The sequence below is a fragment of the Agrobacterium sp. LR_9 genome, assembly GCF_041954855.1.
GTDB lineage: Bacteria > Pseudomonadota > Alphaproteobacteria > Rhizobiales > Rhizobiaceae > Agrobacterium > Agrobacterium leguminum.
The window spans coordinates 47,398-70,997 of record NZ_JAVAYA010000005.1; the positions used below are offsets into that span (position 1 = coordinate 47,398).

Annotated in this window: 19 protein-coding genes and 1 pseudogene; 9 read left to right on the top strand and 11 right to left on the bottom strand. The window is 58.8% G+C overall.

What is annotated here, in order from left to right; translation table 11 throughout:
* Positions 1 to 156: 156 nt before the first annotated feature.
* The 3 genes from RAC79_RS08155 to RAC79_RS08165 all read left to right on the top strand — a co-directional run bounded on the left by RAC79_RS08155 (position 157) and on the right by RAC79_RS08165 (position 2,459).
* Complete coding sequence (locus tag RAC79_RS08155) at positions 157 to 648, top strand: hypothetical protein (RefSeq protein WP_080857422.1); 492 nt, start codon at positions 157 to 159, stop codon at positions 646 to 648.
* 162 nt (positions 649 to 810) lie between these two features.
* Positions 811 to 1,119: a hypothetical protein gene (locus tag RAC79_RS08160; protein WP_236775008.1), complete on the top strand. Its 309-nt coding sequence runs from the start codon at positions 811 to 813 to the stop codon at positions 1,117 to 1,119.
* 425 nt (positions 1,120 to 1,544) lie between these two features.
* A complete protein-coding gene (locus tag RAC79_RS08165; protein ID WP_174039985.1) occupies positions 1,545 to 2,459 on the top strand; it encodes a TIM barrel protein in 915 nt (304 codons plus the stop codon).
* A 78-nt stretch (positions 2,460 to 2,537) separates the two neighbouring features.
* Here the strand turns inward: RAC79_RS08165 and RAC79_RS08170 are convergent, their stop codons facing one another.
* Positions 2,538 to 3,935, bottom strand: coding sequence for a family 16 glycosylhydrolase (locus RAC79_RS08170; RefSeq protein ID WP_174039984.1), 1,398 nt, complete (start codon positions 3,933 to 3,935; stop codon positions 2,538 to 2,540).
* A 252-nt stretch (positions 3,936 to 4,187) separates the two neighbouring features.
* Here RAC79_RS08170 and greA point away from each other — a divergent pair, with 252 nt between their 5' ends.
* Positions 4,188 to 4,670, top strand: a complete 483-nt coding sequence (gene greA / locus RAC79_RS08175; RefSeq protein ID WP_174039983.1) for a transcription elongation factor GreA — start codon at positions 4,188 to 4,190, stop codon at positions 4,668 to 4,670.
* A 195-nt stretch (positions 4,671 to 4,865) separates the two neighbouring features.
* Here the strand turns inward: greA and RAC79_RS08180 are convergent.
* Positions 4,866 to 6,217: pseudogene (locus RAC79_RS08180) on the bottom strand (SGNH/GDSL hydrolase family protein).
* A 411-nt stretch (positions 6,218 to 6,628) separates the two neighbouring features.
* Between RAC79_RS08180 and RAC79_RS08185 the strand changes: the two are divergent.
* Positions 6,629 to 7,777 (top strand): glycosyltransferase family 4 protein, encoded by a 1,149-nt coding sequence (locus tag RAC79_RS08185; RefSeq protein WP_174039982.1) that lies wholly within the window; start codon positions 6,629 to 6,631, stop codon positions 7,775 to 7,777.
* A 55-nt stretch (positions 7,778 to 7,832) separates the two neighbouring features.
* On the top strand, positions 7,833 to 8,933 hold the full coding sequence (locus RAC79_RS08190) for a glycosyltransferase family 1 protein (protein ID WP_174039981.1): 1,101 nt from the start codon (positions 7,833 to 7,835) through the stop codon (positions 8,931 to 8,933).
* Positions 8,934 to 8,954: 21 nt separating this feature from the next.
* Here RAC79_RS08190 and RAC79_RS08195 read toward each other — a convergent pair whose 3' ends face one another.
* From RAC79_RS08195 to RAC79_RS08225, 7 genes are all read right to left on the bottom strand, one after another.
* Positions 8,955 to 10,154 (bottom strand): glycosyltransferase family 4 protein, encoded by a 1,200-nt coding sequence (locus RAC79_RS08195; protein ID WP_174039980.1) that lies wholly within the window; start codon positions 10,152 to 10,154, stop codon positions 8,955 to 8,957.
* A gap of 56 nt (positions 10,155 to 10,210) precedes the next feature.
* The gene (locus tag RAC79_RS08200) at positions 10,211 to 11,782 is read right to left on the bottom strand and encodes an O-antigen ligase family protein (protein ID WP_142844755.1); all 1,572 of its coding nucleotides are present in this window, start codon (positions 11,780 to 11,782) and stop codon (positions 10,211 to 10,213) included.
* Between the two features lie 79 nt (positions 11,783 to 11,861).
* Positions 11,862 to 12,539, bottom strand: a complete 678-nt coding sequence (locus tag RAC79_RS08205; RefSeq protein WP_161987822.1) for a hypothetical protein — start codon at positions 12,537 to 12,539, stop codon at positions 11,862 to 11,864.
* A complete protein-coding gene (locus RAC79_RS08210; protein ID WP_142844754.1) occupies positions 12,526 to 14,784 on the bottom strand; it encodes a polysaccharide biosynthesis tyrosine autokinase in 2,259 nt (752 codons plus the stop codon). The genes RAC79_RS08205 and RAC79_RS08210 overlap by 14 nt, the downstream gene beginning before the upstream one ends.
* Positions 14,785 to 14,914: 130 nt before the next feature.
* On the bottom strand, positions 14,915 to 15,766 hold the full coding sequence (locus RAC79_RS08215) for a hypothetical protein (protein WP_142844753.1): 852 nt from the start codon (positions 15,764 to 15,766) through the stop codon (positions 14,915 to 14,917).
* 181 nt (positions 15,767 to 15,947) lie between these two features.
* Complete coding sequence (locus tag RAC79_RS08220) at positions 15,948 to 16,121, bottom strand: hypothetical protein (protein ID WP_236781172.1); 174 nt, start codon at positions 16,119 to 16,121, stop codon at positions 15,948 to 15,950.
* A 124-nt stretch (positions 16,122 to 16,245) separates the two neighbouring features.
* Entirely contained in the window at positions 16,246 to 17,574 is a 1,329-nt protein-coding gene (locus tag RAC79_RS08225) for a hypothetical protein (protein ID WP_142844752.1), read from the bottom strand.
* A 493-nt stretch (positions 17,575 to 18,067) separates the two neighbouring features.
* On the opposite strand from RAC79_RS08225, the gene RAC79_RS08230 reads away from it, so the two are divergent.
* The 3 genes from RAC79_RS08230 to RAC79_RS08240 all read left to right on the top strand — a co-directional run bounded on the left by RAC79_RS08230 (position 18,068) and on the right by RAC79_RS08240 (position 21,821).
* The gene (locus RAC79_RS08230; RefSeq protein ID WP_125144886.1) at positions 18,068 to 19,291 is read left to right on the top strand and encodes a glycosyltransferase family 4 protein; all 1,224 of its coding nucleotides are present in this window, start codon (positions 18,068 to 18,070) and stop codon (positions 19,289 to 19,291) included.
* Positions 19,292 to 19,364: 73 nt separating this feature from the next.
* Positions 19,365 to 20,837 (top strand): lipopolysaccharide biosynthesis protein, encoded by a 1,473-nt coding sequence (locus tag RAC79_RS08235; protein WP_142844751.1) that lies wholly within the window; start codon positions 19,365 to 19,367, stop codon positions 20,835 to 20,837.
* A gap of 36 nt (positions 20,838 to 20,873) precedes the next feature.
* On the top strand, positions 20,874 to 21,821 hold the full coding sequence (locus tag RAC79_RS08240; protein WP_125144884.1) for a polysaccharide pyruvyl transferase family protein: 948 nt from the start codon (positions 20,874 to 20,876) through the stop codon (positions 21,819 to 21,821).
* A gap of 66 nt (positions 21,822 to 21,887) precedes the next feature.
* On the opposite strand, the gene RAC79_RS08245 is transcribed toward RAC79_RS08240, so the two are convergent.
* Entirely contained in the window at positions 21,888 to 22,679 is a 792-nt protein-coding gene (locus RAC79_RS08245) for a metallophosphoesterase family protein (protein WP_174039978.1), read from the bottom strand.
* A gap of 194 nt (positions 22,680 to 22,873) precedes the next feature.
* A complete protein-coding gene (locus RAC79_RS08250; protein ID WP_003520892.1) occupies positions 22,874 to 23,479 on the bottom strand; it encodes a transglutaminase-like cysteine peptidase in 606 nt (201 codons plus the stop codon).
* Between the last annotated feature and the right edge of the window lie 121 nt (positions 23,480 to 23,600).

The window sequence follows — 23,600 nt, forward strand, 5'->3', positions numbered from 1 at the left end:
GAAATTGAAAGTCATCATAGCGTTCCATTTGACGCTGGTGTGACGCGGCCTGCCTATTGTCGCAGACAGAAGCATGAATGACGGGTGGAAAACAGCGGACATGCGACGGGCAGGCATCGGGAATTTTCGACAGTGATAGCGTTTAACGGAAGCTACATGGCCTTCGAGCCGCGTATCGAGCCTTACCAGCGTGCCGACGATGTCGGATATGCGGTCAGTGAATTCATGTGGTTCAAGGGCCGTCCGTTCTATCCGGTCTCGGCGCTGGTCCATGCGAAGGTCGCGCATGCCAGGCTGTCGGCGGAAAAGGGCGACGAAGAGGACGAGGATAATCTCGATATTCTCTTTCGGATGCCGTTGGTGGCGGGCGGGCACTTTTTCGAGATCGTGCTGCGTTCGAATGAGGGGACGTCCTACGGCGGCTGGGTGTGGGGAGAAGAACTGGAAATCCTGAATGAATTCGTCAACGGCTATCGCGTTCTGGCGGGCAAGTTCGACGACAGGCTCATCCGGTTCGAATATTCCAGGCGGTTTCAGCGTTACCGGACGATCGAGCCGCTGCCGGTGGAAAAATCCGTCTTCCTGATCCAGCGGGAGGCAAAACCCTATGCGGGCAGGCGTGGTCTGCCGGGAGTCCCGATGGCCTGACCGCGGGGGGCGCTCTTTGGGTTAACGGGCGGAAGGCATGGATGCGCGTATTGCGGCATGTCCGGTAAAGCACGGCTTTATCGGAAGTCACCCGGGAATATTTTTATTTTTATTGTGTGGAACATTATGATGCCCAATAGAGGTCAAGTGCGTAACGGGGGGATGTCATCGCAGCTTGTGGCGGTGAATTGCGTTTCCGACGACGATATTCTTTCCGATGCGGAGAGCGTTGAGGACGAGCCGCGCCCGCTTCTGCGCAGCGACAGGCTCTATGTTGTCAGCGAGCCCGTTTTCCAGACATTGCCCGCATCCGCCGTCGGCGATGATCGAGCCGGAAAAGAAGCGTCGGGCGGGGCCGAAATCCGAAACAGGATTGTCGATGCCGATATCAGGGCCGCAAAATGGGCCTGGGCGATATTGGCCATCGCGCATTGCTGGCTGATTTATTTCATGGTGCACAATCTCGGTTAGCACCTCCCGCCGGAAGACATCCGGTGTCGACGTTCTGGCGCACAGGCCTATCGCCGCAATTTGCGGCCATTTCGCCGTTTGAGCGGACCCAAGCGTCCGCAACCTGACCTTCTGACAGCCTCCCGCGCACTTCTTCACGATGCCGCCGCCTGTCCGGCCGCGAACGCCCGCTCTCCCTGCTGTTTGCCTCCGGAAATGTCATAAAGCTGTAAATGAAGAAACTTAATTGAGTGATCGGTTTCAACGGAAACGGATCACCCTGTCCCGGTCGCTTTTTACCAACACGGCGGCGACCTGGGACTTTCTTACGACATCGCATCGCCCGGGATAGACGACGTCAATATCGACCGCCCGGACCTGTTTGAAGTGGCGTCGCATGTGCGGCGTCTGAACTCCCATGACCTTCTTGCCCTGGAGATGACGAAGTGAGCAATCTTATAGGTACCGGCTTCAACGCCGGCTCGGATGATGGCGAACTGGCCACCCTCGAATGCGATCTGCGCGCGCTTGCCGAAATTGGCTGCGATACCGTGGAAATCGCCGCAACAAGCCTCGACATGATCGCCGGCGGCCGGATCATCGAAGAGCGCGCCGACCGTTTCGTGTCGCTCGCAAAGCAGTTCGACTTCCGCTACACCGTGCACGGTCTCGTCTCTTCGAATTTCATGGATCCGGTGACATGCCGTTACCAGATCGATGCGGCCAAGGCGCTTGCCGTTCTATGCGACCGTATCGGCGCGGGCATTCTCGTCCAGCATAGCGGCGCGCTGCGTGCCGACCAGATCGCCGAACGGGCCGATGCAGACAGCCGCGAGCGGGAAGCGCTTTTCGAACTGGCGGAGTTTTGCCGGCCCTATGGCGTGCGCATCGCCCTTGAGAATATCTTCTCCACCGAACACGGCCAATATCGCCAGACGCCGGCCGAAGTGGCAGCGACCGTGAAGGCTGTCGGTCACGACAATCTCGTTGCGCTGATCGACTTCAGCCATGCCTATCTCGAATCCACCTATCGTGGCCTCGATTTCCGCCATGAACTTCGCGCCATGGCGCCGGTTGCCGGCCATCTGCATGTGCACGATTCCTTCGGCCGCCCGCAGGGCTTCTATCAGCCCTATTTCCCGCAGGAAAACACAGCACTCGGCATCGGCGATCTGCACATGCCGCTCGGCTGGGGCGATATCGACTGGCAGGACATCTTCTCGGAACTTTCATTCCTGCCCGACACCGTGCTGATGATGGAAATCGGCCGCCGTTATCGCGCCGAGCAGCCGGCAAGCCTGGAAACGGCGCGGCACCTGATCTCGCTAAATAGCGCCCGCACCCAGCTCGCGGCCGAGTGATCGGCCTGAACGAGGCGTAAGCCGACAGGCTGATGTTTGAAACACCGGCAGTCCTGATGCGACTGCCGGTGTTTTAATTCATGCTGCCCAGTCGGAGAGCGAATAGGCCCTGATGTAATCGATCATCATCTGCGAGCCGTCGCTGAAATCCGCGTCCGATGGCGTTCCCGCAGTACCGCCGACGGCAAGGTTGACGACCATATACATAGGGTCATGCATATCATCGGGCGTATCCGTCTGCGCCACGGCGACATCGTCGAAATACCAGGTTATGTGCTCGGCATCCCACAACAGGCCGTAAGTGTGAAACCCTTCGGTGCTGGGCACGCTGACATTGTTGATGACCGATGTCTGTTCACCGGAGGCGTTGGAATGGGCGGACATGATGAGCGTATTGGGGTTCTGACCGCGCATTTCGATGACATCGAGCTCCGGCGGCCAGGAACCGTCTTCGGGCAGGAGCCAGAAGGCAGGCCAGGCGCCCCGGTCGGTCGGCATATCGGCGCGGATTTCGAAATAACCATAGGTCTGGCTGAAGGAGGAATAGGTGTTCAGCATCCCCGAGGTATAATCATAACCTTCGACCTCGTCGGCAATCGACTGTGGGGTCTCCTCGGCGGTGATGGTCAGAACGCCGTTCTCGACGCTGAAAGGGTTGACCTCCGATGTGCCGGCATAGGCCGGGTTGATATACCATTGCGCCTCGCCATTCGTCGTCAGCGAGCTTCCCTTTTCCGGCGCCCACCAATATTTGGCGTCCCAGGTGCCCTGATCTCCGCTGCGCAGCGACAGCGTATCGAATTCATCGGCAAAGGTCTGGGTGAGGGACGATCGGTCGAGGCTGAGTTCGAACTGGTCGGCCTGAAGGTCGTCTATGGTCGTTCCAGCAAGAACGATGGCCTCGCCATTCGAAAAATTGAGCCACAGGTCGCTGCCTTGCTGCGTGGCGCTGCCGACAAGCTGGTCGAAAGATGTGATGCCGTAGCCATTGAGCCGTATCGTGTCATTGGCGCTGAAATCCGTGATGAGATCGGTGCCGTTGCCGCTCGTGAAAACAAAGGTGTCGGCCCCGCCGCCGCCGATCAGCACGTCGTTGCCGGCCCCGCCATCGATCGTCTGGCTGCCCGACCCGCCGGTGATGATATTGTCGAGCGAATTGCCGAAGGCATAACGCCCGTCACCCGTTACCCGCAAATTCTCGAAATTGTCGGGCAGGGTGTAACTCATCCAGGTATCGATGGTATCGATGCCTTCCCCGGCATTTTCGGCGGCGCGATTGATGCTGGAATAGAGATAATAAATATCGTCGCCCGTGCCGCCCGCCATGGTCACGTTGACGGAACTGTCGCCCCACATGGAATCATTGCCTGCGGTGCCGGTGAGCAGCGGGCCGGAACCCGTGGCGGAGAAAAATCCCTTGGAACTGCCGCTGTAATAGAGTGTGTCTCCAAGCGCATTCACTACTGTCCGGGCCATGAACCGTCTCCTGTCCGTTAGCGTTGGTGTCTCACTCCTCCTGTCGCACACCCTAACAGGGCAAAAAGCCTCCTGTTAGGCCGAAATATGAGGGGTATGTTCCGTTGCGGTTGCATTCAGCTGTTGAACGGGCGCGTTGTCATGACCCGCTTCCGCCTGTTACATATTCGTTTTTGAACCGGCGCAGCACGGTCTTGCGGTGCCCCTGCGGGCGGTGGCAGGATTGGGTATATCGGGAATGGAGTGTCAGGATTGAGCGTAGCCTTTACCAAGGAAGACAGTGCGGAAACCGCAGCCGAAACCGTTCTGCCGGATCGGGTAATCTCGCCTCATCCCAATCTGGTAACGCAGTCCGGGCTGAAGGCGCTGGAAGAGCAGTTGCGTCTGGCGCGCGAAGCCTGCGAGGCGGCCAATGCCATTGAAGACATCAATGAAAGACGACGCATTTCCGCCAACCCGCTACGCGATCTGCGATATTTCTCCGAGCGGGTCCGCACCGCGCAGTTGATGCCTGATCCGCCAGCGGATGGCGTCGTCGCTTTCGGCAGCCTGGTGACATTCAGCCGCGATGACGGGCGAACGCAACGGTTCCGGATCGTCGGCGAGGATGAGGCCGATCCCGCTGCGGGAACGATGTCCTATGTTTCCCCGGTTGCAAGGGTGCTGATGGGAAAAGCGGCCGGCGATCTCGTCAGTTTGGGCGGTAGGGAGATCGAGATCGTCGACGTCGCCTGAAACGGTCGGTCAGAACATAGGCGGACTTAGACCCGGCCTGTTTCCGATGAGGCTTCCTTTTTCCCGGTTGCGGGCATTGTCTGCCGTTGGGATTTCCACCGTCCACAGGACAGCGCTACCGCGTGGCAATCAATATAATATGGCGACCATTAGTGGGCTCGATGACGTCGCCGCGCAAGATATTTTATCGTTTCGTCATGAGATCAGATTGCCTTTCGGCAAATCCCCTTTCGGCAAATCCCCTTCGACGGCAATGATCCGCTGAATGTGAACTGGTTCATTTGAGGTGGGCGCGCTGGTACCGAATGCCGGCAGGATTCGCAGATAGAAATTATACCCCGCCGGGTTGATGTCAGGGTCTATGGCGATGCCGTTGGCGATCGCCCACATCCAGCCGCTATTACCGGAGGTGTTGGCACCTCCGAATTGCAGGGCGGAGCAAACGATTGTCCGGACTGCGCCACCGCTTTTTGCAACCAACGTGACGTAAGGCAAGCGCTGCTTCTCGTTATTTTTGTAAAGTACGGCAAAAGAAACGGTCCTGCCTATCATCGATATTGCTTCCGCGTTACGGAAATTGCGCGTAAGCCCGGCGATCTGGCTGCCATTTGGATAGAGGGCGAGGCTGCTTGCGAAGGATGGGGAGAAGATGATTTCGGTGGTTTTGGTGGCGGAACCTGGCGAAGTCATGCCCCAGCCTGTCGGAACGGAACCAGTCCAATCGGTGAAATCGCCATTGCCGATGAGATTGGCGGCAGGCAGCTTTGGCCAGCAAGGTGTCTGGAAGTTGTTATCGCGTGCCGATCCCAGATAGGTATCGAACAGGGTCCGGGCGATCAGCCGGGAGCCGCCTCGTTTGGGTGAATATTGTCCCGATAAAGGGCGGCGTCCTTGCCTTTCGCCAGAAATGCGGCATGCGTATCCACCAGCGTGAGGTTCGGATGGGCTCGGCCCAGGTCCAGGATTGCCTGATAGACCTTGTCGTAACCCGTCCCATCCCGCCACGGGTTCTGGGTGGTGACGAGTTGTGGGGCGTTTGGCCACTGCCATTCCGTCATTCCCAGCGGTCCGAGCAGGGTGGATCGTCCGGAGCTCAAAATGCCGCTGGATGCTTCGAAGGTCTGCATATTGTGGCCCTGATGCATGATGCAGAGATCGGGACGGGGAATCTTCAGCGCTGCTGCGCGCTGTTCCGCAAGCATGTAACCCGCCATGCCGCCGGGCAGCGTCGCAAGATAGAGCGTCAGCGTCGCCTCCTTGCCGGCGCGCAGCGTGACTGGGGCTGCATAGGTTTTTGGCCCGGTGGCGGCGCTCGTCTCCCATTCCGCCCAACGGTATAAAACAACAGTCGTATCGTGCAGATCGCCAAGCATCATCGCAAATTGTTGAAATGGTCCGGCTTCGGCATGGGCGGTGCTGTCGCCGTTCACGAAGATCGTGGCATTCTGGCCGGCCGCCAGACGGGCCCGCAAGGGCGAGAACGCGGTCAGGGAAAAACCGATGTCACCCATGTTTCCGGGACGTATGCCGAGCGTTAAGCCGATCATGCCACGACCTCTTCCGTTCGCGCCGTATATATGCATATGTTGTGTTCGGGCGGTGTCATCGTTCGTTCTCCTGGTCTGGCTTCAGAATAGTTCCGCCACGAGGACCGGGGAAAAATGCCGGGCGCGAAACAGAAAACAGCGCATAAAAACGAGCGTCAGGAATTTTTCTCTGATTTCGCTTGAAGTATAAAAATAGAATATTATTCTAGAATTATTGTTATTATTGAATTTTATTACGAGAAAAGGTTTAAGGCTGGTGTTTTTATCTGGCGACATGCGGTTCCACGCAGCTTTCGATGAAGATATTCACGTCGCTTTCGGGCAGGTTCGTTCTTTTTGCCGGCCGGCTGTTCATGCCCGCAATCACAGACAGGTGCATCGTCGGTCCTCTCATCCGGCAGGAGAGATGCCATGACATCTGCTCTTTTCGTCAGCCATACCGGAGAGAAGGGCGGCGCCGAACTTTTTCTGACGGACCTCGTCAAGGCGGGCCCGCACTTCTGGCGCGCCTGTTTTCTCAGTGGCGGTGCGGCCGCAGATGATCTCGTTGATGCAGGGCGGGCTCCGATCATGCTGTCTGCCGGAGAAAAAATGCTGTCGATCCGCCGCAACGCGTCCTTCGGGGCCCTGTTGCGCGGAGCGGCCGACGTGATGGCGGTTGCCTGGCAATTGAGCCGGGAGGCGAGGCACTATGATGTGATCTGCGCCAACTCGCAAAAGGCGCTTTTTGTCTGCGCCTTGGCCGCGAAGCTCAGCCGCCGGCCGCTTGTCTGGATTTTACACGATATCGTCACCGATCCGGCTTTCAGCGCCACCAATCGCCGCGCCTCGCTGGCATTTGCGCGCCTTTTCGCCAGGCTGGTGGCTGTCAATTCCGAAGAGACGGGCCGGGCTTTCATCGAGGCCGGCGGCGAGGCGGATAAGGTTCGCATCGTTTACAACGGCTTCGACCCTGCGAAAGCAAGGCTTCACGAGCCTGGCGTCGCCGCGCGGCTGCGTGCGGAACTGGGCCTTGGTCCGCAACCGCTTGTCGGCCTTTTTGGCCGGCTGAGCGAATGGAAGGGACAGCATGTGTTTCTGGACGCGATTGCGGCGATGGAGGGCGTGCAGGCGGTCATCGTCGGCGGTGCGCTTTTCGGGCAGGAGGCCTATGAAGCGCGCGTCCGCAAACAGGCGTCCCGTCTCGGTCTCGAGGGTCGCGTCCGTTTTCTCGGTTTCCGCCCGGATGTGCCGGAACTGATGGCGGCGATGGATGTGGTCGCTCATACCTCGATTGTTGCCGAGCCCTTCGGCCGTGTGGTGGTGGAGGCCATGATGTGCGGGCGTCCGGTTGTCGCCACGCGCGGCGGCGGTGTTACCGAAATCATCCGTGACGGCGAAACCGGCCTTCTCGTGCCGCCGGGGGATGCATCGGCGCTGGCAGCGGCGATCGGCTGTGTCCTGTCGCAACCTGCTCTGGCGGAAAGGCTGGCGCAAAAGGGGCGGGAGGATGTGAGCCAGCGTTTCTCGCTGGAGGAAACCTGCCGCTCCGTTTCCGCGCTGCTGACGGAGGCGGCGTGAAGTTTCGTCCGGCGATCGACAGGAACAGGCAATGCCGGCAGGCGGAAGGGTCAGGATGCGCATTCTCGTAAACATGCCGAGCCAATATGGTGGCAAGGCCTCTGGTGTGGCCCGGGTGACCTTCAGCCTGCTGGAGCGGCTGCTGGAGCAGACGGGTGACGACTATGTTCTGCGCTCTCCCTGGACGCGGGCGCAACTGCCTGAAAACCTGCGCGGCAGCCGGTTGCAGCTCATCCAGATCCCACGGCCGCGCGTCATGGTTTTCGATGTGGTGCGTCAGGCCGCGATGCTGCCCGCGCTCTGCCGCCGGCACGGTATCGATGTGCTTTTTAATGCCGATCCTTTCGGCAGTCCCCTCGGCGGCAAACGGCGTCTCACCCTTGTTCATGATCTTTATTTCAAAACCATTCCCGAACAGATCGGCTGGCGGGCGACCCTGACGACCGATTTCATCTTCAAGCTGATGATGGCTGGTTCGGATCGGGTCATCTGCGTATCCGAAGCGACGCGGAAGGATCTTGGGCGTTTCTATCCAGCCGCTGCCGATAAGAGCATCACCATTCATTCCGATAGCACACTGAATGTCGATCCCGGGGTTTTCGACACGCTGCCGCCTGTTCCCGGACGCTACATACTGGCGGTCGGAAACGCGACGTCCAATAAGAATTTCGCTCTTCTGGGCAAAGCCTTTGCCATACTCGGTAAAAAATGGCCGGATTTGCGCCTCGTGCATGTTGGCCGCGACGAGGCGGAGGAAATCGCCGGCGCGCTGGACGATCCGGAATTGAAGGCCCGGCTGATCCGGCTTTCCGGCATAGACGACCGGCAACTGGCCGAACTTTACCGACACGCAGCCTGCCTTTGCGTCCCCTCCACCTATGAAGGCTTCTGCCTGCCGGTGCTGGAAGCACAGCAGCTGGGATGCCCGGTCGTCTGCTCCAATCGTTCGGCAACACCGGAGATTGCCGGCGAAGGCGCCCTGACTTTCGATCCGGTGGATGCTCAGAGCCTTGTCGACACGCTTGAGCGACTTTTGGACAATCCAGAACTGGCAGAAAATCTCCGCCAGGCGGGTTATGAAAACCGCAAATTATATTCGTGGCGGAAGGCGGCGGAGAGCTACGCGCGGCTTTTCAATCAAGGAGCCGCAGCCTGAAGAGGGACGCTGTCGTCACGGTCATGCGGTTTTGCACACATCCGCATAGAGCTTTTCATAAGCCGCGATGACCCCTTCGGGCTCAACGCCTTGGCGAATTCGCTCCCGGGTTTCAGGTGTTTCCGCAAGCATGGCGGGATTGCGCATCGCTTCTGCCATGCGTGCGGCCAGTTCGGCGGCATCGCCCGGGGCGAACAGGTGTTCCGGCCTGTCCGCGCCGATCTGTTCGGCGACACCCGCAAGATTTGAGCCGATGACGGGTACGCCGCGCAAAATGGCTTCAGCGACTGTGCGGCCGAAAGCCTCCGGCCATAGGGGCGGCACGATGAGGCAATCTATGCCGGCGAAGAAACGATCAGCCTCCACATAGCCCGGAAATTCGACAGGCAGGCCGGCTGCCTTTTGCTGATAGGCCTCGATGCCATCCGGCGCGCGGCCCGCCATGACCGCTCGCCAGCCCTGCGGCGGCAAAAGCCGCAACGCTTCTATCAGCAAGTCAGCCCCTTTCGCCGCTTCGATGCGGCCCAGATAGCCGAAAACCAGCGGCTCGCCGGGCGTGCGGGGAATGCGCGGTTCTGGCGAATCGGGTGGTGAGATGGCATTCCAGATCACCGTGCGGCGGTTTTCGGGAACATGGGTAAAAAAGCCTGCCCGCACGTGGCGTTCGACGATATCGCGACCGACGCCGGCGAGAGCATCGACCGCGCATTGGCAACGCCGGTGGAGATAAGAAAAGGCACGGCATTTTTTGCTGCTGCCATCGCAGATATGCCCGTCATGAAACAGGGAGCCATTGGTGCACATGCTCGTGAAATCATGCAGGGAATGAACCAGCGGAACGCCGCGCTTGCGAATCATCGGCCAGATCAGCGGCGTCAGTTCCGATAGTGAATGGGTATTGACCACGTCCGGCCGGAAATCATCGATGACACGCGCAAGCCGGCGAACGAGCCGCGGATCCAGCTGCACAGCGATCTTGTAGTATTTTCGCTTCCATTCCGGTTGTTGCCCCCAGTCGCCGATAAAGAAGGGCGTGGTATGCCCGAGACGGTGAATGGTGAAACCGTCGCGTTGTTCCGCTGCCTGCTCTTCACGCGAGATGGCGGCCACCGCGACGGTGTGCCCCTTATCCGCAAGTCCACGCGCGAGGTCTTCCACGAATACTTCCGCGCCGCCCACCCGATCGGGAGAAAACAGCGAGGTTATTTGCAATATCCGCATGCTCAAATTCCTGCGCCTTCAAGATCACGAAACCTGTTTTGCATTCGTAAAATCCGTTATTGCAGACGAAGCGGCGTTTGTACTGTCTGGTCGGAACGGACCGGCACCGGCATTGCAGCGTCTTCCGGAAATTGTCTCCGCCGTTTGCGGCCTTCCCGCTCCATTCCCGGCGGGTTCAGACAAAGCGTGACGACCGGGGCGAGGAAAACGGCATAGGCCATGGCAAAGCCTGGAATCTGCAGTGAAAAATCAAGCGTCGAATGCAACAGGACGAGTAGCAGCGCGGCAAGGCCGAGATGAGAGGCATAACGATAATTTCTGCGTTTCAGCGCCCCGCGAATGAAAATCACCAGTTGGATGAGCACAAAAAAAGCGAGATAAAACGGGAAAGCCGTACCGAGTGTCAGCAATCCCTCCGCGTAGACGTTGTGGGCATGGGTGACGACGGCGTCCACCCCGCACCGCGCCACATGATAGGGCGCATAGACTTCCGTAAAGCTTGCAAGGCCCGACCCCTGCGGCCAATTGTCGGCGATGGCGCGGGCGATGCCCGGCATGTAGCAGAAGCGCATATCGTCTTCCAAACGCGTTTCCATGCGAAGCGCCACCCGGTTGGCGAAAAGCGCGAAGAGGGCGATGGCGATTGCGATCAGGAGCGCGGCACGACGTCTCGTCCCGCGCTGCCTACGCCGGCTGGAGGCTCCATTGCGGCCGGTTCTGGGGGGAGAGTTGAACACAATCAGCAGGATCAGGACAATCAGCGCTGCGAGGCTTGAGCCGATCCCCGCACGCGATCCCGTCAACATTAACGCGATGAAACAAAAGCCCGCGAGGACGCCAAGAAAAGCGGCCCTGCGGATGAGCTGTTTCTGCTCCGCCGGCACGGTGAGGCGATTTGCCACGAGCGCTTTTACCCTAGCCCAATCCGGAGCGAGGAGGCTTTTGTGTAATAGTGCGGCGAGCGTGAGAAGGATGAGACCGAAGAAGGTCGCGGCGGTATTGCGATTGACAAAAAGGCCGGTAAGGCTGCCGAGGTAGAAGCGCTTCTGGATGAGGCCGAGAGCTTCGGGAAAAAGCACGAATTGCACGATGGAAAACAGCGCGAGCCAGCCACCGGCGATTGCGAACCATCGCAGCGTCTTTGCCGCACGCTCGTCGCTATCGAAAAGCACAAGGCCGGCCATGAAGGCGCCGAAGGGCAGGGCGGCGCTCATGAGGCCGAGCCGGTCATCCGCCGGCGTCAGTGAGATTGTGGCGGCTGGCGCAGTCTGCATGAACATGGCGGCGGTGGACCATGCCGGATTGAGGCGCGCGATGCCGGGTATGGAGGAGGTCTGCAACAGCACCTGAACGATGAGCGCTCCCAATAAAAGGCAGGCTGCTGCGAGTACCTTACCCGCACCGGCCTTCGGTGGTCCGAACAGGAGGATCGATGGCAACAGCAGGAGATAGATCCCGGCCGTGACGACGATGCGACTTTCTATTTCCGTTGCGCCCCTATTGAGAAGCGCCAGCAGAAATATTGCCCAGAATGCGGCTATTGCGACCGGCCGGACATAGTCCCGAACCGCCACCAGTGGGGGCTGCGGGGAGGAGAGCGGTTCTGATCGGGCTTCGGTGAGCGACATATCTTTGGGCTTTGTCGGAATTGTTTGTGGTGGCTATGCCGCGAATATCGACGCGGCTCAGCCGCTTCATTATTTTAGATCATGACAGCGGCGCGGGACGTTTTGTGTCTGCCGGCGGTGGCTTTGGGCAGATTTCCGCCAGTGTCCATCGCAGGATTTCCCCCTGCCTGCCACAGACGACGGCCGTATCCGCCTCGCGGGCCGACTCGGCCTCGGGCAAGGTGTTCTTCGGAAACTGCTGCCACATCACGAAACGCCCACGGATCAGATTGGCATCGGCAGGCCCATAGAGCTGGGAGAAATTCATCAGCACGGCGACTTCCATCGGCGAGGCGTTGCGCAGCGAGCGAACCATGGCAAGACGCAGCCAGACATCGCCATTTGCGGGAAAACAAGAGAGCGAATGGCGAATAAAGGTTTCGGCAAAACCGAGACGCGTCGCGCCGGGATCGGATGCCGGATCGACGCCATTTGCATCGAGATCGGCTAGAACGAGCCTTAGTCCGGCTTTGACGATATCCGAACGGCAGATTTTTTCGCTAACGATGGGCTGGAGTTCAGGGACCGTTTCCGCAAGGAGATCTGGCGCGAGGCCATTATTGTCGTCGGCGATCCGCGCCAATGCGACAATATCGGAAAACCGCCGGCTTTGCGAAAAGGCCTGCGCCGCCACGGACAGGACAAAGATGGAAATGACGAGGACCGGTACGACCGCGAGGATTTTCCGCAGGCGCACCACACCGTCACGCCTGGTCATGGTAATATCGTGTATAGCGCGAATGATAATATTCGCTCGACCCATAGGCGCGATAAAGCTTCAGCTTTTCGGTGTCCACCTTGTTGAGGACGACGCCGAGGCACTTCTTGCGGATATGAACCTCATTCTCCACCGTGTTCCGCACTGCCCTGCGGGCGGTTTTGCCCCATTCCGTGACGAAGATGAAACCGTCGATCCGCCCCGCTATGGCGCGTGCATCGACCACCGGCCCGAGCGGGGGCAGGTCGACGATGATATAATCGAAAGCATTGCTCACTTCGGCCAGCAGCTTGTGCATTTGCGCCGAGGTCAGCAGTTCGGAGGAATGAGGGACACGCTGTTTGACCACCGTGGGCAGGAAAGCGAGCCGTGTCTTTTCGTCACGAAGCAGCACATCCTGCACGCTACGGCCTTCCAGCAATACTTCGAGTAGGCCTTCGCTCGCGTGACGCGCCATGGCGCGCGTGGCGCCGGGATTGCGAATATCGGCATCCAGCAGCAGGACCCGCGCACCCTGCCCGGCAAGCAGCTGCGCCAGATTGATGGAGATCGTGGATTTCCCTTCGCTCGGCAAGGCTGAGACGACACCGACAATCCGCGCTCCGCTTTTGGCGGGAATACCGAGATCGATGGCGAGCCTGGTGCTGCGCAGGGTTTCGGCGAAGGAGGAGAGCGGATGGTCGACCGCGTAGCGCGCAACGCTGGTGGGGCGCGTCAGGGCCGGATGGCCGCCTTCCTGATCTTCTATTATCGCCTTGTTGTTCTGGATGAGCGGGGTATTGCCGAGGAATTCCAGCCCGAGAACGTCTCGAACCTGTTCCCCGGTGCGAAAAAACCGGTCGCGGAATTCACGGAACATGGCGATGCCGCCACCGGCCGCAGCGCCCATGATCATGAACAGGGCCAAAATGAGGGGCTTGTTCGGCTTGCTCGGAATTCTGGGCGGCATAGCCTTGGAAATCACGCGCGCTTCCGTCACGGGGAAGGATTGCTGCTGCATCGCTTCCTGATATCGCTGCAGGAAGGTCTGGTACATGTTCTTGTAGGTTTCGGCCTCGCGCTGCAATTCGCGCAGCTGAACCTGTGTCTCGCTGGCGGAGTTGCTGATGTCGGTCGCCTTGGCGACACTCTCGGCAAGCGACTTTTCCCTCGCTTCAGAGACTTCCAGATCGCTTTTGTAACTTTGCGCGATACGGCTGATTTCCTGAAACATCAGCCGTCGGTATTCCTGCATTTCATTGCGCAGACGTACCGCCTGAACGTGGTTGCTGCCGAGCCTGCCGGTGATTTCCGCTTCGATCTTGGAAGCTTCGAGATATTTTTTGCGCAGGTCGTTGGCGACCGAGCTGTCGAGAATATCGGTAACGACCGCATCGACATCGTCGGTGGCGAGAATATGTTCGATGCGTTGCACCCGCGCCCTTGCCCTGGCGGTTTCCGACTGCGCCAAAATCAGAGCGCTATTGGATTCCGCCAGCTGCTGATCGGAGAGCAGGCTGTTATTGCCGGTCGAGATCAGATTATGTTCGGCGCGAAACTTCTGCACGGCCAGATCGGTTTCGAGCGCCCGCTGGCGCAGCTCGGCAATACGGTCGGACAACCAGTCGCTGGCCCGCCGCGTCGCCTCATATTTGGAATTCAGCTTGTCCAGCAGATAGGCCGAGGCCACGGCATTGACGATCTGCGCGGCGAGAACCGGCGATGTCGAATTATAGGTGAGTTCCAGCGCGTAGGTCCGGCCGATGCGCTTGACGCTGAGGCCATCCAGCAGCTGGTCCGACAGCGATCTCTTCAGGGTTCCATTATCAACCACCGCCTCTTTTTTCGCTGGCGAGAACCATTGCGAAACATTGACGAGCGAGCGGATCGTGCCGAATATCGAGCTCAGAAGCGACGCACGCGTTGCCCTGAATTCCTGATTTTCCGTGAGATTGAGACTATCGACAACGGCAAGCCCGATGGTTTCCGATTGCAGCACCTCGACCTGACTGAGAATGGAAGCCTCATCCTCTATGACTCCGCCGATTGTCGAAAGCTGTTCGACAATCTGGCTGTTATTGCGGTCGATCAGCAGCGTCGCCGTCGCAGAATAGATCGGAACGGCCGTTGCGGCAAAGGCGAGGCCGATTGCTCCGGCGACTGCCACCGCGGCAAGCACGATGCGCCACTGCCGGCGAATCATCGCAAGAACGGCGTCGATATCGATAAACTCGGACGTCAGCCCGCCTTTATCGTAGTCAGCCATCGTCAGGGGATCGTGCCTTTGCAACAACTGTCAGCCTCGCTCTTTTAGGCGGGCGCAGCGCCCGCCAAGTCACGGTTGCATCACAGAACTGGCAGCAGCCTTCCCTCAGGGAAAGGCGACAAAGCCAAACTCAAACGGGACTTGTGCTCGTCGTCGTGCTGGTGCTGCCGGTTGAAAGCGATCTGCCGCGGCCAGCCGGCGGGCTTCCGCCACCCGCCTGTGCGGTGCCGCCTGCGGCACCTGCCGTTCCCGAACCGCCGATGCTGTTGGCGCTTGCCGGCGAGGAACCGGCGCCGCCGATCGGCGAAGCCGCCGCTGCGGCCGCCGCAGGGGCGGCCGGACCGGCAGCCGTTCCTTCGATATTTTCGCTAAAGGCGATCAGCAGATCGGCGGGTACGTTGGCGCCCTTTGTCTGCAACTGGATGGCGGCTGCGAGTATCGTGTTGCCGTTCCTCATCGCGGTGGCGTGGGCGAGCGCCAGGCCTTCGCCGACGACTTCGGAGAAGGCCTTGTTGCCGACCTTCTGGGCCAGTGCGACGATGGTCGGCAACTGGCCGGAGTCCCTCAGGATGAGGCCGGAAAGCTGTTCGGAGAACTGTGCCGCGCTGGTGGAAACGGCGATGATCGGAAACCCGCTCGTCACTTTTCCGGTTACGTCGGCTGTTGCCGCATCCGTGGTGGAAGCGATGGTGACCAGATCCCTGATCATGCCCTGCGTCGGAGACTGCTTGAACAGTTCCGCTGCGGCAATGGAAACCGTGTCCGGATTGGTGGTGTTGACGCGGCTCAGAAATGCAGCGGTGGTTTCATCGGCGGCCTTGACGGGTGCGCCTGTTGCCGCGCTCTCAACGGAGGGCGCCTGCTGCGGTGTGGCCGGCGGTGCGGTTTCCACGTTCTGTGCGTTGGCAACAGCGGAAAAGAGACCCATGCTGGCAATAAACATCGCACCAACGAGCATCGAGCCGTTACGAATGCGGGGCATCCAACTCTCCAAATCTTTTAAAATACGACTTTAAATACATCCAATGCCGGGCAAGGTTACCCAACATCTAAAATTTCTTTTTAAATCGCACAGCCCAAGCAAAGGATCAAGCGCTAAAATAAACCTGCGGCGGAAACCCTCAGCTATTGTTAACGGCCGCCCTTGCCTTTCTCTGGTTTGCTCATGACACGGCGACTTTCCGTGGCGCTGTTATCAGCCGGTCACGCAGCCAGATGTTGGCCGGCCTTTCAACAAGGACGTGGAAGGTGTGGGCTATGGCGACGGTGCTGACGACGATGACGAGATAAACGAGGTTGCTCCACTCGGGCGGGAAGGTGACGCCCCTGAAGAGCATCAAGACGCTGCGACCCGGCAGCGCCCGCTTTTGCGGGGCGGAAGTTCAGTATTCAAGCAGGCTATCATGCAATAACGCGACGCGATACACACAATTTTGCGATGCGGCATTTCGTCGGCGCCATTCAGAAAACTTCTAGAACCGTAAGCTGGTCGCTGACCGAAAGCCGGTATTGCCCGCTTTCCTGCGTAATTGTCTGCTGGCTCACGGAGCCGTCATCGCGGAAACGGTGTGCGATAACGTGACTATGCTGGCCGGCCACCGAAAATGTTGCAATCCGTTCGGCGGGCGGGTTTTCGATGCGGGCCGGCCATTGCCAGCCGGAAATTCCAAGCCAGACGGGCACGAGCAAAGCACCGTCCGGTCTCACCAGATGCAGCGACAACCTTTGGGAATCGGCAGTGAGGAAATCGAGCTGTCGTTTCTCCGGTCCGGTTTGCCGTTCTGCCCTGCAGAGGGAAAGAAGGGCGCGAACGGCCTCGTAGGCTGGGGTGCGGCTCAGATCGTGGCGCAGGAGGCCGAAGGAGGATTCCGGGTTTGTCTCATCGGCGGCGAAGCTTGAAACCATTTCATAGATGTAGGACCGGCGGATACCGCTGATGAAGCACCAGAGCAGCATGCGCGGCATATAGCGCGCCTTGATGCCTTCGGTGACGGGGAAATGAAAGGTCTTGGTTTGCAGCGAGGTATGGTAGCCCATTTCCGTGGCGAGCACCGGCCTGCCGGCCGCTATATGCGCCGAAGCGGCGACGGATTTCGAGAGTGCCCCCGGACCGGTCGTTTCGGGATGCTCCATCCCGGCGTAAGCGTGGATATTGCCGTAATCGCAGGCATTTTTCAGGTCCAGCGCCAGCGCTCTGTTCGACAGGACATAACTTGGCGCCGCAACGGGCACCGCACTCAGGCGCGGAACCGAGCGGATGGCGTCGTGCAGCGCCGCCTGATGCTCCGCCGAAATACGCGGAGCATTTTGCGGGTCCTTCGTCAGGTTAGGCTCATTGCTGCCCTCGAAAATATCGATACCCGCGTCGCACCAGTCGTAAAAATCCGCCAGTCTGTCGAGCGGCGTGGAAACGTAAGGGTTTAGATTATCGTAACAGATGATGGTGAGGCGAACGCCCGCCGCCACGATCCGGCGCAGCCGCCGAAAGACGGGGCTGTCGCGACTGTCTCTCGCGGTGATCAGCCCGTCATCGCGCAGATGCCGGACGCCCAGTGCTTCGAGTTCGGGCACGATCCGCTCGAACTGTTCCGGATAGACGCCCGTGGGACGGGTGAAGTGACCGCACACCCCTACACTGTCCAGAAAGGCTTCGGTACTGGCCGAAGCAACCGTCTGCGCCCGTGCGGGAATGGCCTGCAAACCGGAGGCGGCGACTAATGCAAGCGGCGCGGCTGAAAGCAGGTTGCGCCGTGTCAGGCTGCCCATGGCGATCGGCGTTTTTCCATTCATCTGCGCCTCCTGGTGTGTCCGGAGAAAATATAAGCCGGACGTCATCACACGGACGTCGCCGTTTAAATGGCGGTGATGCCTCCCAAGGCTTCGAGATCAGAATGTCCTGGAAGTTTTCGGCATCCACAATCGCCCTGAAATTCATGTCTCTGAAATAAAACAGATATTATCAACTCGAATATTATCATCAGCTGCAATGCAACCGATTTCTTCCGATTGCCTGCACTTTAAAGTGGCTAAACCGTAACACGACACCGGTTCTTTTCGCAACACCGCATGGCTTTTGCCGCGCCGCAAAAAAAATCACTTGAAATAGCGCCGATTCCCGTGCTTTTTGAAAAGTAGATTTTGGTAATTCATATTTCAAACATTAGTTCTGCTCCGGCTCTTTTATTTTTGCAGATGTCTCACTGGTCTCCTGGAATGAGGTGAGACGAACGAGCCCGGGATGGACGCCATAGATTTTCGATGAAGGAAAACAGAGCGTATCCGCATGAGAATTCTCCATCTTAGCAGCCTTTATCCGCCGCATATCGTTGGTGGATGCGAACGCTCGGTCGAACACCTCGCCGAGGAACTCGTTTCCATGGGACATACGGTCGGCGCCGCCTGTATCGAGCGACAGGCCGAACCGAAAACCATGCGCAACGGCGTGACCGTTTACCGCATGTTCCACAACAACGATTTCTGGCTCGAGGACTGGCCGCAATATTCGCCGCAGCAGCGGCGCATGCAGAAGCTCAAGCAGCAATGGAATTTCGACGTCGAAAAGCAGTTCGAAGCCGTTCTCGACGATTTCAAACCTGACGTTCTCAACACCCACTCGCTTCTGGATGTGACGACGCTGGTTTGGCGGGCGGCGCATAAGCGCGGCATTCCAATCGTTCACACGATCTGCGAATATGATCTCCTGTGCGGCAACGCCGCCATGTTCAAGGGCGGCAAGCCCTGCGAGCACATCCATCTCGGCTGCCAGGCGGTGAATTTCACCAAGAAATTCACCCAGCGCTATATCGCGGCTGTCGCAAGCGTCGGCACGGAAATCCTCAAGACGCATGTCAATCACGGGCTTTTCCACCACATTCCGGAAAGCCTGCGCCGCGTCATCTTTTATTCCTGCACGGTTCCCGAGGGCGATCCCGTCGCCCGCCGGCAGATCGACCGCACTGGCCGGCCGCTGACCTTCGGTTATATCGGTCGTATCAATACGGAAAAAGGCGTCGGCAACATGGTCGATGCCTTCAAGGAAATCGGTCACGGCAACTGGCGCTGTCTGGTCGCCGGCCATGCGATGGACGATTCGATCGAACGCTTCACGGCTCAGGCCGGCGATCTGCCGATTGAATTCGTCGGCTGGGCGAAACCGAAGGAGTTTCTCGAAGAGATAGACGTGCTCATCGTTCCTTCCTTCTGGGCGGAGCCTTCGCCACGCACGATCTACGAGGCGTATGCCATGGGCGTGCCGGTCATCGGCGCAGCCTCCGGCGGCATTCCGGAGCTGATTGGCGAGACCAACCATGACTGGCTGTTTGAGCCAGGCAACGCCACCGACCTTGCCGCCCGTATCCGCCGGGTGCTGACGCTTTCGCGCGAGCAATTGCCGACGGAGGCCGATTTCGGAAACATCGTCGAGGAATCCACCTCACGGCGGGTCGGCGAAAATTATGTGAAACTCTATGAAGACGTGCTGGCGAAAAGCAAGGCTGCAGCCGCATGACGGGCCTGCGGATGCCACGCGCTGATCTTTCAGCCGCGGGCAGGGCGCCTTCCCGTGTTTCCGGGTTTTGCAGATGTTGAAGTTGGACGAAAACGCTCCCCGTCTTGAAAGGCGCTCGGTCACGAGCGCCCTGTGGAGTGCGGTCGGCGGTTATGGCAACGTCTTTCTGTCTTTCGTCGTCTTCCTCATTCTGGCGCGCCTGCTGACGCCGGACGAGTTTGGGCTTGTCGCCATCGCAACGGTTTTCGTGGATATCATCCTCGTCATCGCCCGCGGTGGATTGCCGGAGGCGGTGCTGCAGCGACCGGAGCTGGACGAAGACTATGCCGACACGGCCTTCTGGTTTTCACTCCTGTGGGGAGCCGTGCTGTGCGCTTTGCTTTCGCTGGCGGCGCCTTTCCTCGCGGGCCTGTTTGGAATTGCAGAACTCAGCCCGGTCTTGATGGCGCTCTCCACCGTACTCTTCATTATGGGTGCCGGCACCATTCATGAAGCCCGCCTGCAGCGTGAGTTCGCGTTTCGCAAGCTTGCCATGCGTGCGCTCCTGTCCAATTTTCTTGCCGGGGTGATCGCAATCGCTCTGGCCCTGAATGGGTGGGGCGTATGGGCAATGGTCGTGCAGAGGCTGATTGCCAGTCTTGTGACGACTTGTATGAACTGGATTGCCTGTGGATGGATCCCGCGTCCGCGTTTCATCAGAGCCTATGTAGCGGATCAGTGGAGTTTCGGGTCGCGCATCTTTGCGGCAAATTTCCTGGTGGGTCTCAATGTCCGGCTGCAGGAGCTGATTGCCGCGACCTTTCTCTCGACCGCGGCCGTGGGGTACATCCGGTTGTCATGGCGGTGCATCGATCTCGTCAGTCAGCTGGCCGTCATTCCACTGACATCGGTGGCGTTGACGAGCTATGCACGCATCAATGCCGAGAACAAATCCCTCGAACATGCCTATTTCGGCTTCATCCGGCTGTCGGGCATCATTGCTTTCCCATGTTTCCTCGGTCTTGCGGCCACGGCGCCTGTTCTTGTTCCCGTTGCTTTCGGCGAAAACTGGGCGGCCGCCGCACCGGTCACGCAATTATTGTGTCTGACAGCTTTGCCGTTTGTCGCCAATTCATTCGTCTGGCCACTGCTGACCGCCATCCGGCAGGGCGGAAAAACCCTGTACCTGTCGTTTTTGCAGGTTGTTATCGGCTGTGGGCTTGGTCTGGCCGCTGCGCCTTTCGGCTTGGTGGCGGTTACTCTCGCTCATGTCGTGCGGGCTTATCTGACTTGGCCGGTCGCTTTGGTCAGTGTCCGAAACAGCGCCGGCATTTCGATAGGCGGCACGCTTCGCACCTGCATGCCACCGCTCATCGCGGCCTTCACCATGGCTGTTCTGGTTAGCGGTCTTTACTGGATGATGGGGGAACGTTTCTCCAAACCGGTAACACTATGCCTGCTGGTCTCGGCAGGGGCGGTGATCTATCCGGCTCTGCTTTTTATCACCATGCCCGGGGACATACGGGGGGTGCTCAAAGAGGCCAGGGCGCTTTTTTCACGAAAATGAAATTGCAGAACGACTTAATTTCAGGACGAGGTTCCAATGAAGACGATTACCATTCTCGATACAACCGTAGCCTCGGACAATCTCGGCGATCAGATCATTCTCGATGCCGTCAAGGAGGTGCTGCTTGAGGTTGTTCCTCAAGCTTATCCCTATCATGTGGCGACGCATGAATATATGACGAACGTCTCGAAATCGCTGCTGCGCAAGAGCGAAGCTGCCTTTGTTGCCGGCACCAATATTCTCGCATCGAACATGGAAGCCCGCGTTTTGTGGAAGTTGCTGCCGTGGGATGCATTCGCCTTCCGGGAGGCTGTTCTGCTCGGCTGCGGCTGGATGAATTACATGAAACAGCCGAACGCTTATTCGCGCTGGATTCTGAAAAAAATTCTGTCGGATGAATTCACACATGCGGTGCGTGATAATTACACCGCCGAAAAACTTAGGTCATTGGGCAAGAAGGTTCTGAACACCTCTTGCCCGACCATGTGGGGCCTTGATCCGGACCATTGCAGGTCCATCCCTACTTCCAAGGCCTCTTCCGTTGTCACAACGCTGACCTTCTACCTCAACCGCCAGGAGGAGGACAAGAAGATGATTGAAATTCTGAAGGATCGTTACGACAACGTCTATTTCTGGCCGCAGCAGCGCGAAGATGCGGCTTATCTTGCTTCCATGAATATTTCCGGGCTGAAGTTCATCGATCCGACGCTCGCGGCCTATAACCACTTTCTTGATAATGAGGATGTGGATTTCGTGGGAACGCGCCTGCATGGCGGCATTCGTGCGATGCAGAAATTTCGCCGTGCCCTAATCGTCAAAGTCGACAACCGGGCCACGGAAATTTCCAAGGATACTGGTTTGCCGGCCATGGATCGTAAGGATTTCGACAGAATGTCGAACTGGATTTCCGGGAGCGGGGTGCCGCCGATAAAGTTGCCGGTGGAGGCAATCGAAAGCTGGAAACAGCAGTTCAGGAGAGCGTGAAAACTCCGCAATCCGTCGCGCGCGCGCATCAGGGTCGTCTTTCTGGAAATGAGCCGATTGTTCATCTCAACCGATCAGGTGCAAGCCCGCATCCGAAAGCCTGAGAACGGTAAGCCTGCCCGTGGTGAATGCACCCGTGTCGATGCCGATCCGTTGCGGGCCGGTTTCCGGTTCGGTTACCGGCGTGTGGCCGTGGATGACGACGAGGTCCAGCCCGGCCCCCTGCGACAGGAAAGGTTCCCGGATCCAGAGCATGTCCTCATCCGTCTGCGCCTCCAGCGGCAATCCCGGTCTTAAGCCGGCATGCACGAAAATATAGGGTCCTATCCGGGCGTAGATCGGCAGGCTGGATAAAAGCTGGCGGTGGGGTTGCGGAATTGCGCCGAGCAGGGCGTCCCTGAATGGCTGCAGTCTCAGGCGGCCCTTTTGCAGGAAATAGTCGATATCGACGCCGTAGGATAAAAGCGTCTGGCGGCCACCGAAGTGCAGCCAGTGCATATTCTGCTGCGGATTTTCGAGAAAGTCATGGAAGAGCTGCTCATGGTTGCCGCAAAGCGCAATGCGGCGCAGCGGCGCGGGTGGCGGCTGCAATAAATGTTCGAGAACGCCACGGGAATCGCGCCCGCGATCGACATAGTCACCGAGGAGAACGACCAGCGCGGGAGAAGGGTCGTGCCCCAGATCGGCAAGGATTTTCCGCTCCGCCTGCAACAGCAGGTCGAGGCTGCCATGCACGTCGCCAATGGCATAGATCGGAAAGGAGGCCGGCTTGTCGCCAAGGTCAATTCTGCGCCGCCTCCGGTCGTCGCGGGAGGCTGGTTGTTTACGACCGCGAATCCAGTTGAGCACCTTGGGCATAGCTGCCGATACTGTCTCTCCCGCACAAGGTCAAGAGCGTTGAAGGCGGCTGTCGCATTGCCCGCCAAAGCTGCGTTGACGCGCCGATTCTGTGGGGAAAGAATACCCGTTTTGATGGTCGAAAGATACGGCGCCTTAAACCGTCAACCGAAATGCCTGCCCTCCGAAAGGGCGGCTCAGCCTGAAACCGTGTTCTAGAGTTTCAGCCAGACACGCGGGTCCTCGTGCGACTGGATCTTGATCCATTTCAGATCCACCGCTTTCCATGGCTTGACGACATTGGTGCGGTTATCCAGCACCAGATCGCCCTGGCTGGTGCTGACCACCAGAACGGCATGTCCTATGCCATCCGTTGTGCGGGCTGTTGCGATGCGCAGGGCGCCTGAAGGCCAGCCGGCGCGCAGGAGGCGTTGCCGCTTGGTCACCGCGAAATCTTCGCAGTCGCCGCTTGCCGGGTTCAGTTTCCAGTCGTCTTCGCCGTCCTGTTCGCTGGCATAGATTATCGAGGTGTTGATCTCGGCGTTGATGCGCTGGAGTTCCGTGCGCTTCTGCTTGCTCAGTTCCACTGTATCGCGGTCGCCAATCCGGAGACACTGGTCGGCGGCGCTTTCACAGAATTTCGCAAAGGCAATGGGTGCGATGGTCGGACGGCTCGTGGTCATGAACTGGCCGGGCCGCGAGGCGCCGGGCTTCTGGGCAAGGCCACCGAGCTGGACGGCGGACGCCGTTGTCGCAACACTTGCCGCCACGCCGGCAGCGACGGCAAAAATCTTTGCCAGACGGATTGTTCTCTTCGCCATGTCCTTGCCCCTGCACAATTGTTTTGTCTTGTCTTGTGCCTGGCACCATAGCGACCCATTCTTGCGGGCCGTTTAAGTCGATAGATTGCATTTTAACGAAATCTAATTTTGTTACAGCGCG